General features: G+C 32.0%; 19 protein-coding genes. 17 read left to right on the forward strand and 2 right to left on the reverse strand.

The genetic code is table 11. From position 1 onward, the window contains the following. Positions 1-93: 93 nt before the first annotated feature. Complete coding sequence (locus MKY45_RS06645; protein WP_341172744.1) at positions 94-570, reverse strand: ImmA/IrrE family metallo-endopeptidase; 477 nt, start codon at positions 568-570, stop codon at positions 94-96. A gap of 66 nt (positions 571-636) precedes the next feature. After that, a complete protein-coding gene (locus tag MKY45_RS06650) occupies positions 637-981 on the reverse strand; it encodes a helix-turn-helix domain-containing protein (RefSeq protein ID WP_341172745.1) in 345 nt (114 codons plus the stop codon). A gap of 176 nt (positions 982-1,157) precedes the next feature. Between MKY45_RS06650 and MKY45_RS06655 the strand changes: the two genes are divergently transcribed. From MKY45_RS06655 to MKY45_RS06735, 17 genes are all read left to right on the forward strand, one after another. Further along, positions 1,158-1,382 carry a helix-turn-helix transcriptional regulator gene (locus tag MKY45_RS06655; protein WP_341172746.1) on the forward strand — a complete coding sequence of 75 codons (225 nt, stop codon included), beginning with the start codon at positions 1,158-1,160 and terminating at the stop codon, positions 1,380-1,382. Positions 1,383-1,442: 60 nt separating this feature from the next. Beyond that, positions 1,443-1,694 (forward strand): hypothetical protein, encoded by a 252-nt coding sequence (locus tag MKY45_RS06660; protein ID WP_341172747.1) that lies wholly within the window; start codon positions 1,443-1,445, stop codon positions 1,692-1,694. Positions 1,695-2,088: 394 nt separating this feature from the next. Then, positions 2,089-2,256 (forward strand): hypothetical protein, encoded by a 168-nt coding sequence (locus tag MKY45_RS06665; RefSeq protein ID WP_341172748.1) that lies wholly within the window; start codon positions 2,089-2,091, stop codon positions 2,254-2,256. Positions 2,257-2,273: 17 nt separating this feature from the next. Further along, positions 2,274-2,840 carry a hypothetical protein gene (locus MKY45_RS06670; protein ID WP_341172749.1) on the forward strand — a complete coding sequence of 189 codons (567 nt, stop codon included), beginning with the start codon at positions 2,274-2,276 and terminating at the stop codon, positions 2,838-2,840. A 9-nt stretch (positions 2,841-2,849) separates the two neighbouring features. Beyond that, positions 2,850-3,200, forward strand: a complete 351-nt coding sequence (locus MKY45_RS06675) for a hypothetical protein (protein ID WP_341172750.1) — start codon at positions 2,850-2,852, stop codon at positions 3,198-3,200. Between the two features lie 22 nt (positions 3,201-3,222). Next, positions 3,223-3,624 carry a DUF961 family protein gene (locus MKY45_RS06680; RefSeq protein ID WP_341172751.1) on the forward strand — a complete coding sequence of 134 codons (402 nt, stop codon included), beginning with the start codon at positions 3,223-3,225 and terminating at the stop codon, positions 3,622-3,624. Positions 3,625-3,708: 84 nt separating this feature from the next. Next, a complete protein-coding gene (locus MKY45_RS06685; protein WP_341172752.1) occupies positions 3,709-5,085 on the forward strand; it encodes an FtsK/SpoIIIE domain-containing protein in 1,377 nt (458 codons plus the stop codon). A gap of 89 nt (positions 5,086-5,174) precedes the next feature. Continuing rightward, the gene (locus tag MKY45_RS06690; RefSeq protein ID WP_341172753.1) at positions 5,175-6,227 is read left to right on the forward strand and encodes a replication initiation factor domain-containing protein; all 1,053 of its coding nucleotides are present in this window, start codon (positions 5,175-5,177) and stop codon (positions 6,225-6,227) included. Between the two features lie 356 nt (positions 6,228-6,583). Next, on the forward strand, positions 6,584-6,889 hold the full coding sequence (locus tag MKY45_RS06695; protein WP_341172754.1) for a hypothetical protein: 306 nt from the start codon (positions 6,584-6,586) through the stop codon (positions 6,887-6,889). A gap of 20 nt (positions 6,890-6,909) precedes the next feature. Continuing rightward, on the forward strand, positions 6,910-7,188 hold the full coding sequence (locus MKY45_RS06700) for a hypothetical protein (RefSeq protein WP_341172755.1): 279 nt from the start codon (positions 6,910-6,912) through the stop codon (positions 7,186-7,188). 15 nt (positions 7,189-7,203) lie between these two features. Continuing rightward, positions 7,204-7,494: a hypothetical protein gene (locus tag MKY45_RS06705; protein WP_341172756.1), complete on the forward strand. Its 291-nt coding sequence runs from the start codon at positions 7,204-7,206 to the stop codon at positions 7,492-7,494. Beyond that, entirely contained in the window at positions 7,494-7,817 is a 324-nt protein-coding gene (locus MKY45_RS06710; RefSeq protein ID WP_341172757.1) for a hypothetical protein, read from the forward strand. The genes MKY45_RS06705 and MKY45_RS06710 overlap by 1 nt, the downstream gene beginning before the upstream one ends. Continuing rightward, positions 7,795-8,772: a conjugal transfer protein gene (locus MKY45_RS06715; protein ID WP_341172758.1), complete on the forward strand. Its 978-nt coding sequence runs from the start codon at positions 7,795-7,797 to the stop codon at positions 8,770-8,772. The genes MKY45_RS06710 and MKY45_RS06715 overlap by 23 nt, the downstream gene beginning before the upstream one ends. Positions 8,773-8,786: 14 nt before the next feature. Further along, entirely contained in the window at positions 8,787-9,038 is a 252-nt protein-coding gene (locus MKY45_RS06720; protein ID WP_341172759.1) for a TcpD family membrane protein, read from the forward strand. Positions 9,039-9,053: 15 nt separating this feature from the next. Continuing rightward, complete coding sequence (locus MKY45_RS06725) at positions 9,054-9,590, forward strand: conjugal transfer protein (RefSeq protein ID WP_341172760.1); 537 nt, start codon at positions 9,054-9,056, stop codon at positions 9,588-9,590. Next, on the forward strand, positions 9,505-11,970 hold the full coding sequence (locus MKY45_RS06730; RefSeq protein ID WP_445667636.1) for an ATP-binding protein: 2,466 nt from the start codon (positions 9,505-9,507) through the stop codon (positions 11,968-11,970). The genes MKY45_RS06725 and MKY45_RS06730 overlap by 86 nt, the downstream gene beginning before the upstream one ends. 60 nt (positions 11,971-12,030) lie before the next feature. Beyond that, positions 12,031-12,288: a hypothetical protein gene (locus tag MKY45_RS06735; protein ID WP_341172761.1), complete on the forward strand. Its 258-nt coding sequence runs from the start codon at positions 12,031-12,033 to the stop codon at positions 12,286-12,288. Positions 12,289-12,333: the final 45 nt, after the last annotated feature.

The raw sequence follows: 12,333 nt of genomic DNA on the forward strand, positions 1-12,333 counted from the left end.
CCACCCTTATATTTGTTTATTGTTTAAATTGATGACCGTAAAAGAATATGCAGAATTGAAAATTCCCATTAAATCGTTATTACAATTTTTATATTATTTCAATATAGAATTGGATATAATTAACTGGTTTCTAAAATGAATTAATCTCTTTTCTGCAATCTCCTGTCTTACTTGAAATTTATTTGTGATAAAAGATATTCCGTCGGGAATAGTAGCGATTTTATATTTTTGTAGCATAAAGGTAGGTACACAAAAGTGAAGCGCAAAATTATTTGCTTTCCATTCCTGATACTCTAAAAAAAGGCTATTTATATTTAAAATTTGATTTCCATATTGAAATAAAACATGACAGAGTTCATGACCAAAATCTTCCCATTGTTGTTCAGGAGCTAAACGTGAATCAATAATGATTTCCCCCCTGAATGTACTACTTGAAAATGGCGCAAAATGTATTTTAATTTTTAGAAGTTCGGCAATTTTTATCATGTCTAATTGCTGTGGATGATAGATGTTTAAGTAAAAATAAAACTGTTTAATTGAATCTTCTAGTAATGTTGTATGATATTTCATTGCTTACCCTCCGTTATAGAATGTTTGTTCTGTTTATTAGTATAAAAAAAGCCCTAATAACAGAGCTTATTTGTCTTTATCTCTTTCTTGAATAAATTCCCAAAAACGTATTAATTCTTCTATCTTTTCTTCTGGGGCATCTTGTAAATCTTTAAAGAAAATTTGTGTTTTAGGATCTAGAAATTCTTTCCACATTTCGTCTGGTGAATTAGTAAATTCATTTCCAGTAAGTAGATAATCTATTGATACATTGAAATATTTTGCTATTTTTTTAAGTGTATCGTAATCTGGCTGTCGTTTATTCACTTCATATTGAGATAAGGAGGAACGAGTGATATCTAATTCTTTTGCTAATTCTTCTTGTGTTAAATTTTTATTTCTTCGCAGTTTTGCTATGCGTTTGCCTAACATTAAAATCCCCAATCCTTATTGAGACATATTGATACTATAACCATTATACGACACATAATGTAGCAAATAAACAAAAGACACAAAATGTAACAACAGGTGTTGACAGACACGAAGTGTTGCATTATAATCGGTTATACAATGTTACAAATTGAAGCAAATAAGGAGGTGCTTTATTTATGATTAACCAAGTTAGACATGTTTTAGTAGGGTTTAGAAAATCAGTTGGTTCTCAACAAATAGTTGCAGATGACTTAGGTATTTCAAGACAATATTTAAGTGCAATTGAAAAAGGAAACAGAAATCCTACTGTTAAACTTATGGTGGAAATGTCAAATTACTTTGGTGTAAGTGAAAGAAATTTATTTCCAGACCTTTTTTTACAAACAAATGCAACAAATTGACGCAAAACAAAGCTATAACTTATTTTTTATCATTATAATATACTCTGGAGGTGAAATTCAATGAATTTTCACGAAATGCAAACTTCTATGAAAAAAGCAGTTTCATTAGCGAAAAGTTTCGAAGGTGACTGGCAAGCAAGAATGAAATTAGCCTTTAAAACATTGAAAGTTGAGCATTATATGCAGCAACCAATAAAAAAAGATGTAATTGAAATGTTATTGCTGCATGGTGTATCTTATCGTAGAATCTCAAAGAACTATGATAAGTCCAGAAGTGAAATAAATGAGATTATGGCATTTGAGAACATATAAATAGTGTGAATTTATACCACTATAAGAAATGTTCGAGGATGCAGAAGGAAGGAAGTTAGAACATTGAAAACTACATATAGAAAGAAAGCGCATATGATTAATTGAAACCAATCATACACGCCACTAATAAAAACTAGACACTTTTATTATAGCGTGTATTGTACGATTTGTCATTAGATGTGCGTAATCTAAGTGATGATACCTAACACTTTTAAATATGGTATAGCAGTCCATTCTAAAATGAGGGTGCTAATGATTGTAAAAACAATCTACTATATGTCGCCATAACCTTTTTAAAGTGAGCGACTGATAAGCGCCGAAATGGTTCTTATTGTTGAACCTAGCGAATCATTTTTTCTTTTAAATGTTAAAACCATAAAGAAGGAAGGATAACATGGATTTAAAAAAAACAAAAATCCAGAATTTTTCTTTAGGAAATGTAGAGTGGGGTTCACAGGAATTTTATGAGATTCATGAACGAATGAAAAAACAAGAAGAAGAAATAAAAGAATATAAGAAGGCAGTTAAAGCAATAAAAATTATCCAAGGTGACTATGTGTAGAAAAGGTAGGTGAATACATGAAGTTAAATGACTTATTAAAGGAAAACAAAGTAGTCGTATTTGGATTTGATGCTGTAAAAGAGTTGGTTAGATACGATAATAAAGATTCGGACAATACAGTTATTATTTCTACAATTTCTCCTAGCTTGTTAGTTAGGCATGGGGTAAATGAATATTATGGGTTGGAATTATCAAGAGATACTGTTTATAAAACAGGATTAGATATTATTAAAGCAGATTTAAATGTATGGAAATATCATTTGATTGCACTGGAAATATATCCATTAGAAAAGAAAAAGGATTTTGTTATTGCGAGTAGGCATAAAGGGACAATTGAAATATTAAAAAAAGAGTTCCCTTTTTTAGAAGATGCGCCTGTATTTGAACGTGTTGAATCAAGCGATATTAAAGGTAAACATGTATTTGGTACATTACCACAACATTTAATACCTGCATGCGATTTGTATACGTCAGTTACTATAAAGGGCTTTGATTATATGAGAGATAGTGATCTAAAGGGTGCAGAATTAGCAGAACGTATTCAAATAGCGGAAAACCCGATTATGCTAGAAAAAGTAAATTGAGGTGAACGGATGGAATCTTCTGATGCATTAAAAGAAAATTTACAGTCGTTCAGTAGTGAATATAATATGATAACTGTTGAAAGAAAAGATTTAGTGAATGTTTTACATGAACATCGAGAGTTAACGAAATATATTGAAACATTCCATATTTTATCTTTATTTTACAATGACTGTTTAAAATTTTGGAAGAATGAAGGGAATGGGAATGAATCTCAAGACGCAAGTTTTAAGGCATTTAAAGATGTTTGTAAATTAGTTTTTAACCCATATGTTAGTGTTGGGGAAAGGCTTGATGTTATGGCAATAAGTAAATGGACTGAAATTAAAGGTGAAGAATTGAGTTTGGAATATATATATTAAAAATTAAAGGAGAGATTTTATAATGGAATTTAAAACAGGAATTATGCCAGATGAACAAACTTTTGGGGATTTATTTTTTATGGGATTAAAAAGAGAAAGAATGGTGTTTGACAGAGAAAAGCAGCAAAGAACAGATCAATTGGATTCACGAATTTACAATTTGGCATCTTCAACTCAAATGGAACAAATTGAAGTAACATTGCCCGAATATATTGACTTAAAAGAAATTGATTTTAATAAACAAGTGAAATTAAAAAACCCTATTATTAGAGCAAGAGCGCAGGCAAACGGTAACTTTGCTAATGTTATTTGGACAGTTGAAGCAGAAGATATTATTGAAGTTGGAAGTTCTAATGGTGTAAAGAAAAATGAAACTAATAAAGAACCTGTGGGTACAGGTGCACCAGGGCAAGATAAGAAGTAATAGTTTGATAGCGTGCTAGTTATATAGATTAATTAGCGCGCTATTTTTATGTCAAAATAAATGTAAATGGTAATGGGAAAGAAGATGATAAAAATTGAATTTTTAAAGAAACGTCTTTGGAAATATAGGGGTATAAGAATAACGCCGAAAATGGAACATGGCGTGTTAAGAACAGGTTTAAGTATATTTATACCTGTTTTTTTAGTGTCTCTATTTTTCTGTTATAAAAATGGAATTAATAATGCTAGTCAATGGTTCAATTGGGAGTATTTAAGCGATCTGATGAATTGGAATTGGATTTATATAGGTAGAGGTATATTAATATCGTTTTTAGTAGCCATTGCTGTTGTTGGATTAGCTTATTTTATTTTCTTTGAAACATTTAGGCGCATTTGGCATAGACAGAAAATAGCTAGAATGTTTATTTCCAATAGGTTTATGGAAAAAGAAAGCTATTCAACGGAATCACAGTGGAGCGAAAAAACCGTTACGAAAACAAAAATATCTTATTTCCCTAAGGCGTATTATAAAGTACGTAAAGGCTATATAGAGTTGCGTATAAATATGGATATGACAAGGTTTCAAGACAGATTTCTTCAATTAGGCGATCAATTAGAAAATGGCTTATATTGTGCCTTGATAGAAAAAGAATTGGAGGAAAATTATGTGTGCTACAAGTTGCTTTATGATGTTAAAAGGAAACGTATATCAATTGATGATGTAGAAGTAAAAGATGGCTCTATGAAGTTAATGGAGCATATTAGCTGGGAATTTGATAGCCTACCTCATATGCTGATAGCTGGTGGTACAGGTGGTGGTAAAACGTATTTTATTTTAACAATGATAGATGCTTTATTAAAGTCTGGTGCAAAGATAAAAATATTAGACCCGAAAAATGCAGATTTGGCAGATTTAGCAGAGGTCATGCCAGCTAGTACAGTATTCAGCAGAAAAAATGGTATAGAAATGACGTTACGTAAAGCTGTAGAAGATATGCATAAACGTTCCGAAGAAATGAAAGAAATGCCAGGATATAAGACAGGTGGAAATTATAGGGATGTAGGATTACCGCCTGTTTTTATTGTATTTGATGAATATGTAGCCTTCATGGAAATGTTAGATATGAAAGAAAAACAGGCAGTTTTAGAAAATATGAAACAACTAACTATGCTTGGAAGGCAAGCTGGCTATTTCTTAATTTTAGCTAATCAAAGACCAGATGCAAAGTATCTAGCTGATGGTATACGTGATCAATTTAACTTTAGAGTAGCTTTAGGCAAAAATAGCGAGGTTGGTTATGGAATGATGTTTGGTGATGTCGATAATACGTTTATAAATAAGCGTATTAAAGGGCGTGGCTATGCTGATACAGGCTCGTCCGTTATAACAGAATTTTTTACACCTTTAGTACCGAAGGATTACGACTTTTTAAAAGAAATAGGTAAAGTCTCCACGTCGTAGACTGGGACTGCGCCAGCGACGGCAGTCGCTAGCGGCAGCGTAAAGCAGTTCCAGCACGCAGACGTGGTGAGGAGGAAGGAGCGAAGCGAATGACGACCTTAAACCCCCCCTACTCTAACAGGGGGGTACAAGATAATGAAGGTGACGAAAACCCTTTAATAGCAATGATTGACTATATTCGAATATCATTTAAAACACACGATGTAGAAATGATATTAGAGGAAGTCGTACATTTAAAAAAAGAATACATGGAGCATAAAGAGAGTGGATTTTATGGCTATACAGGTACGTATCAGTTAGATAATATAAAAATATTTTATTCACATGAATTTGATATTCGAGGAACGCTTATTGAAATGAGCGGTAAAGGCTGTCGTCAATTTGAATCGTTTTTGAAAGCTAGGAAAATTACTTGGATAGACTTCTTTAAAGACTGTTTAGATCATGGCGGTAAATTTCCTAGACTGGATATTTCCATTGATGATACAAAAACATATTTTGAGATACCTATGCTGTTTGACAAAATTAGAAATGGTGAAGCCATTTCCCGATTTAAGAAAACGGATTACAATGGTTCTTTAAATATGGAGGATGGTGAAATTGGTGGCACAACCCTTTATTTTGGCTCAAAAAAACATTCAGAAGTATATTTTTGTTTTTATCAGAAGAATTATGAACAAGCAGAAAGATTTAATAAAGATGTTGAGGAAATAGGCGATTGGAATAGATATGAATTACGTTTTAAAAACGATAGAGCGAATAGTGTTATTTCCGAAATCATTCATGATGGAAACTTGCTTCATGTTGGTAAAGGTATTATAAAAAATTATTTACGTTTTGTGGATAAAGATGAATCTGTTAAATCTAATCGTAGCGTGTGGAAAACTTCTCATTTTTGGGAAGTTTTTTTAGATGATGTGGAAAAACTACCGATTTTTACTAATCCGCAAGAAGATTTTTATGAGAAATCAAAAAGATGGTACATGAACCAAGCTGCCAGAACAAGAAAGATGATAAAGATGCATGATGATACGAAAGGATTTACAGATTTAGAAGATTTTGAGGATGAAATAGAGTTAAACGAAAAACAGGAGCGTATGCTAATGGTTCAACTTGCAAAAACAGAAGAAATGGTTATTTAGTGTCTCTTTGTTTCCCCTCCTAATTAGGTTGAGGGAAGTGAGGCTGGGGGTGTGGGGGCTAGCCCCCACATAGCGTAAATTTATATCGGAAAAGAAACTTTTATAGAACGGCTGGCCAAACGTTTTTACAGGCTACACTAGAAAAGCGAACGACCATCTATTTATGTGTCCTAATTAGTATATCGGTCGTTCGGCGAAGCCTTCTAAGCCTGTAAAAAATCGGAAAGCAAGGGGGAAAAGGTGGAGATTTTTCAGTGAAACGGTTTGAAAAATACAACCTGTACCTTGCTTGTAGATTAGTTCCTGTGCAAGAAATGGGGTTATTAAATGTCAAAAGTTAGATTGTAGGGTTGCATATGTTTATCTTGTTAATTGCTTTAGAAGATTTATTGAATCAGATGGATGGATTGAATAAATATGTAATTAATTATGGTGCTGGCGTGGTAGAAAAAGTTGAAGCTAGAGATATTTTTGAGGTGCAAGAATTAGTTCAAGAACGTATAACCTATACAGGTGAGAATATATCCATTAGAGGTGTCGAAAATGCAGATGGTGAACACACTGTCTCACGTTGGTATCCAATTCAACCGCAAACGCAAGAAGAGTTAGATGATGTTTTGGTGCAACTTGGTGCATTTGGATACTATTCAAAATGGATTTGATGAAAGGGGATAAAACGTAAATGATGCCAATGAGTATAAATGGATTTCAAAATTTAGATGAACTAGAGAAAGATCTAAATGAAATAGGTAAACAAGGTGATTTTTCATTAATCGTTGAATCAGCTTATGAAGCTGGATTAATGCCAGAAGTTCAAGAAATGGGCGGTGTAAAAGCTAGATTGGAATATAAAAATAGTTATATTCTATCTGTTTTTAAGATGGAAGAAATTTATAGTGAAGATAATGAACAGCTATTATGTGACTTAGTGTATGTAGGTACGTATCATCATAATTATTAATTGGAGGAATGTGCTGTGATTCCATTGATAAATAATCAAAGTGAACTTATTGAAACTTTGGAACAGGAGAATTTAGTGAATGATGTGTATATTATCTTAGAAAAATTGCAGCAAGAATTAAATGGCGTAGATAATTCCATTTATCAAGAATTAAATATCTATTATTATTTAAAAAATGAAAGGGATGAAGATAAAACCTTTCATTTTTTATTTGCAATTGTTCCTCATGTACAAAATAAAGTCACAGGTAATCCAAAAAATGCGGTCATTGTTGTTGAATTTAAAGATTTATGGGTTGTTGAATAATGATTGGTTTAACTGAACGCTTAAAAAGCTTAGGTTTTGTTGTAGATGTTCCTGTTACGGAAAAAGGTGAATACCATTATTTTTATCATGCTTACGTCAAGGATTTATCTAGCAATACTTCCTTGATAATTGAAGGTTATAGAAAAAAAGGGTATCCAACGTACCGTTTTACATTCTATAAAGCAACTTACTTTGGAGGGGGTGTTAAAGTAAGAGAAAAAGTCTATGTGGAAAATGCATCACCAGTACAGGTGATTCGTAAGGTTACATCATTTATTAGTTGGATGGAAAGGAGTAACTATGGGACTAAAACAAAAATTTAGTAAAAGCAAAGTCGCTGATAAAGTGAAACAAGTTAAAAAGCCAGAAAAAGATAAAAGCAGTATTCGTAAAGATAATTCAAAACGGACTGCTTTTTTTGTTTGGTCATTAATTTTAGGAATGCTGTTTATTGCAACGTTATCTATACTTCTATCGGTAAATACACGTTCTACGCTAAATGATACCAATAGGAGTTTACTGGCTATGGAAGGTGAAGAAGAACAGGAAGAAATATCTCAAGAAACTGCTAATGAATTTCTATCTAATTTCATTCGGGAATATATAAATGTTCCTTTGGAAAGTGAAGATAGAGAAGAGAGAGCAAACAATCTTCAAGAATATATGGTTTATAATGAAAGGTTTAACAATGATAATAATGCTATGTATAGTCCAGAAGGTGAAGGCACAAGAAACTTACAATCTTTTAATCTGTTTAATGTAGAAGAAAATGAATTAAATACGATTTATCAATATAAAGTCACTTTTACAAATGCACCAGATTCAGATGATGAATCAGAAGAACAAACTCTTTTATTAAATATACCAGTTGTAGTGGAAGGTGGTTTGTTTAGCATTCCTACTACTCCCTATTTTACGGATGTTCCATATTTAGCTGGAAATATCGAATATGAAGAAGAATCAATTGATCTGGAGGAATACAATGGCAACGAAAAAGAGGATTTAATCGTATTTTTAAATACTTTTTTTGAAAGATATACGACAGAGCCAATTGAAGAAATGTCATATTTAATGGAAGAACCAGAATCTTTAAATGGTTCTTTTTTGTTTGAGGGAATACAAGACGTAAATATTTATCAAGATTCAAAGGGATATAAAGTGTTGCTGCAAGTGATATTCAAAGATGAAACAAGTGGCATTACTCAAACAAATGCTGTTGAAATGGATATTACCAAAAATGGAAGTAATTTTTATGTAGAAAAATTTAACTATAAATAAACGGAGGAATGAAGATGAATTTCTTTACTAATTTAATGATTGCAACAGGAAATTTACCCAATATAAATACTGGCGCAAATTGGTTTACAGATGTGGTTGAACAAATTGTAGTAATAATTATTATTGCTATCGTTGCAAAATTTGTTGCCAAACTAAAAATTGGCCAAATTGTGATAGCAGTAATTATTGGAGGTTTTGTGTACTATACGATTCGTAATACAGAAACGGTGCTAGGTTGGATTGAAGCACTATTGAACACACTGTAGGAAGGATAATGTTAAATGAGGGTGATTTTTAATTATCGAAAAGCATTAAGAGAACCCAAAAAAATTAGGCAGATAACAGAGTTTTTCTATCTGCCTTTTCCTATTGAATTAATACCAACGCTAAATTTCTTCTTGTTTTTAGCGTTAACCTTTTTAAGTGGATATGTAATTAGGCAATTTTATCCTTACGCGTTCGCTGATTCATGGGTAATATTTTTAATTGGCATACCACTTGTTCTAACGACGTTAGTGAAAAAAATTAAACCAGAAGGCAAAAATATCTATATCTACATTTATGATTTTATAAAGTATGTTTTCATGGTTAAAATGCCAAATAAACAATTTATAAATGATCGGCTTGTAGAATTTACAGATAATAAAGAAATAACATTTCGTCAATGTGTAAAGGTGGTGGATGATAAAAATGGCAAGATTGAAACCAGCAGTAAAGACAATAAGAAACAATATGCTGTTAACGAGAGAGGGAGACGTATTCGCATATTACCGAATCAAGAGCAAATCAATTCCAATCCAGAACAAAAAAGTAGTTGAATCATACAAAAAAGACTGGAAAAGATTTTTTGAAGAAATATCACCATATGAGGATTATCATTTGAGAATGTATCCACAAAATTTACGACTGTCCGAACGCTTTGAAGATTTGAGTTACCATTTATCGAATGATAGTGAGGATGTAGGAAAATACTATTTAGATGAAACGGAAAATATATTGAATGCCAGATTAGGTAAAATGACAAAAAATGATTTTATTGTAGGAATAAAATTAAAAAATGAAATGATAAAGTTAGATGCAGATATAAAGGAAAATGCTTTTAATATATTTTCGAATGTCACTGATAAATTAGTAAATTTAATGGGGTGGGAACAAAATGTTCCTATCTCATTTTTTAATCAATTTAAAGAATTAGAAGAAACGCTTTTTAGCATGGTATCAACGGTTAACGGAGTTAGATTAGATGAAGATGAATTAATTTATATTAATCGTTATGACTTTGTAAGAGGTTTAGAACATGATGTATCAGAAGAAATGGAAAGTGGTTCCGTAGATGCTATTACAAATACAAAAATTAATCCAAGTTATACAGCATCTTTAAAATTGGAAAGTGATCAAGATGAAGGTTTTGTATCATTTGTAGTTATTGATGAATTCCCTCACAACATGGCAGAAAGTGATTTATTTTTTGAAGCACAGTCATTGCCTTTTGAGGTAGAAGTTAACGTAAAAGCGCAAGTGGAAAATAAGTCAAAAACAAAATTAAATGCTGGTATGAAAAGTAGAGAGTTAAACGAATCATCCAAGGAACAGCTAATGAGCGAAGGCGATATTGATGATTCTATAACAGACAGCGGTGGTGTTTTACGGAATTTACAGAATGAATTGAAAGATAATGATACATTTTTAAATAATTGGCTTGCTGCAATAACAGTAACAGGTAAAACGAAAAAAGAATGTTTAGTAAAAGCAAAGCAAGTAAAGCGATTTTTTAGACAGTTAAATATTGTATCCCATGTTCCGGTGGCAGATCAATTAAATTTATTCTACCGTTTATTACCAGGCGAAAAGCTAGACATCACTAGCCGTAGCTGGCTGCAAAAAACTACTCAAGATGGTATATCTGAAAATTTATTTGCAGTAAATAGCGATATAGGAAATAAAATCGGCTTTTTTATAGGTTGGGTAGATAGATTTAATGAACATGAAAGTTTAGAAAGTGCAAAAATGACAAGTCGTAACCCTATATTGCATCATCCGTTTTTAGCAAATCAAAATATTAAAGGCTCTAAAAAGCGCTCGCCGCATGTATTAATAACAGGCGATACGGGAAATGGAAAATCTTATTTGGCAAAACTTTTATATATATTCATGTCATTTCTAAATGTAAGTTCCACGTATATTGACCCGAAAAAAGAGTTTAGAAAATGGATTAATAAAGCTATAAATGACAGCGTCGTTCGGCGTGATTATCCTTTATTTGTGGAGCATTTAAAGAAATTTAAGTTTATTACTTTAGACCATGAACAAAAGGAAAATTGGGGTGCATTAGACCCTGTAACATTTTTGCCAGCATCACAAGCGAAGGAATTGATTCAGGATATTTTTTCACAGGTGTATGATTTTAAGGGTAAAGATGATGTGCATACAGCCTTTTTAAGATCCATAACAGAAGTAACGCAACGTAGAGAAAAAGGAGAACAAGTCGGCTCACTTCATATTATAGAAATTATGCAAAGCAGTAATGAAATACCTGTAAAAAAAGCTGGTGATTTTCTGTATGAAGTAGTTGCAGATAGTATTCTAAAATTATGCGTGCATGATGGAACGAATGGATCTTTATCATTGAATGATAGAATTTCCATTATTGAAATTGAAAATATTGATTTACCCAAAGCAACTGACCCAATAGAGACTTACACAAGCAGCCAGTTAAAGTCCAATGCCATTATGATGGCTTTAGGTAAGTTCTGCGAATTATTTGGTACGAAAGATAAAGAAGAAAATACAGCAGTTTTTATTGATGAAGCATGGATGATTACTGCATCCCAGCAAGGAAAAAAAGTTGAGAAATCAATGAAACGTATCGGTAGAAGTTTTAACAATGCATTGTATTTTATTTCTCAATCGACAAAGGATGCAATTAGAGAGGAAGAGAATGAAACAGGTAATTTTGGTGTAGCTTTTGCATTTGATGAAGAAAATGAACGGTCAGATATTTTGAAATGGATGAACATGGAAGATACCAAAGAAAACCAAGAAGTGCTGGAAAGCATGTATCAAGGTCAGTGTTTAATGAAGGATATGTATGGTCGAAGTGGAAAAATAACCGTAGAAAATTTATTTGAAGAATGGGATGGAGCATTGGAAACAGTCAATAAATCAGAAGTAGCGTATGCAGAAGAAAAATATTTGTAGAAAGAAGGGCTATCAATTATTGGTAGCCTTTTTTTAATATAAAAAGGGAGGACGTAAATAATGAATACAATTGTAGATGTAGAAAACTGGATGAAATTTGAGGAAGAATTAGTCGAACTGAATGCCTTTCATTTAAATGAAGGGGTAAGAACAGAAGCTATTGAACGGGCAAATGGTGGTGAAAATGAAAATTTCTATGTAGTAGCGTTTGATGAACGGAAAGAACAGCAATATTGGTTTCATTTTTCGTTTTGGGATTCAGAGGACTATGAAGAAGAAAAAATCTTGCAATATGATGGTTATACAACTGATGAATAATAATTGAAAAAGAAAGTGGCTGCTGAAAAGTGGTCACTTTTTTAA

The sequence above is a fragment of the Oceanobacillus sp. FSL K6-0251 genome (genome assembly GCF_038004725.1).
In the GTDB taxonomy this organism is placed as follows: Bacteria; Bacillota; Bacilli; order Bacillales; family Amphibacillaceae; genus Oceanobacillus; species Oceanobacillus oncorhynchi.

Excerpts from the sequence above, each read along its gene's own strand:
- MKY45_RS06645 (WP_341172744.1), bottom strand. The coding sequence starts at position 570 with ATGAAATATCATACAACATTACTAGAAGATTCAATTAAACAGTTTTAT.
- MKY45_RS06650 (WP_341172745.1), bottom strand. The coding sequence starts at position 981 with ATGTTAGGCAAACGCATAGCAAAACTGCGAAGAAATAAAAATTTAACA.
- MKY45_RS06655 (WP_341172746.1), top strand. The coding sequence starts at position 1,158 with ATGATTAACCAAGTTAGACATGTTTTAGTAGGGTTTAGAAAATCAGTT.
- MKY45_RS06660 (WP_341172747.1), top strand. The coding sequence starts at position 1,443 with ATGAATTTTCACGAAATGCAAACTTCTATGAAAAAAGCAGTTTCATTA.
- MKY45_RS06665 (WP_341172748.1), top strand. The coding sequence starts at position 2,089 with ATGGATTTAAAAAAAACAAAAATCCAGAATTTTTCTTTAGGAAATGTA.
- MKY45_RS06670 (WP_341172749.1), top strand. The coding sequence starts at position 2,274 with ATGAAGTTAAATGACTTATTAAAGGAAAACAAAGTAGTCGTATTTGGA.
- MKY45_RS06675 (WP_341172750.1), top strand. The coding sequence starts at position 2,850 with ATGGAATCTTCTGATGCATTAAAAGAAAATTTACAGTCGTTCAGTAGT.
- MKY45_RS06680 (WP_341172751.1), top strand. The coding sequence starts at position 3,223 with ATGGAATTTAAAACAGGAATTATGCCAGATGAACAAACTTTTGGGGAT.
- MKY45_RS06685 (WP_341172752.1), top strand. The coding sequence starts at position 3,709 with ATGATAAAAATTGAATTTTTAAAGAAACGTCTTTGGAAATATAGGGGT.
- MKY45_RS06690 (WP_341172753.1), top strand. The coding sequence starts at position 5,175 with ATGACGACCTTAAACCCCCCCTACTCTAACAGGGGGGTACAAGATAAT.
- MKY45_RS06695 (WP_341172754.1), top strand. The coding sequence starts at position 6,584 with ATGTTTATCTTGTTAATTGCTTTAGAAGATTTATTGAATCAGATGGAT.
- MKY45_RS06700 (WP_341172755.1), top strand. The coding sequence starts at position 6,910 with ATGATGCCAATGAGTATAAATGGATTTCAAAATTTAGATGAACTAGAG.
- MKY45_RS06710 (WP_341172757.1), top strand. The coding sequence starts at position 7,494 with ATGATTGGTTTAACTGAACGCTTAAAAAGCTTAGGTTTTGTTGTAGAT.
- MKY45_RS06715 (WP_341172758.1), top strand. The coding sequence starts at position 7,795 with ATGGGACTAAAACAAAAATTTAGTAAAAGCAAAGTCGCTGATAAAGTG.
- MKY45_RS06720 (WP_341172759.1), top strand. The coding sequence starts at position 8,787 with ATGAATTTCTTTACTAATTTAATGATTGCAACAGGAAATTTACCCAAT.
- MKY45_RS06725 (WP_341172760.1), top strand. The coding sequence starts at position 9,054 with ATGAGGGTGATTTTTAATTATCGAAAAGCATTAAGAGAACCCAAAAAA.
- MKY45_RS06730 (WP_445667636.1), top strand. The coding sequence starts at position 9,505 with ATGCTGTTAACGAGAGAGGGAGACGTATTCGCATATTACCGAATCAAG.
- MKY45_RS06735 (WP_341172761.1), top strand. The coding sequence starts at position 12,031 with ATGAATACAATTGTAGATGTAGAAAACTGGATGAAATTTGAGGAAGAA.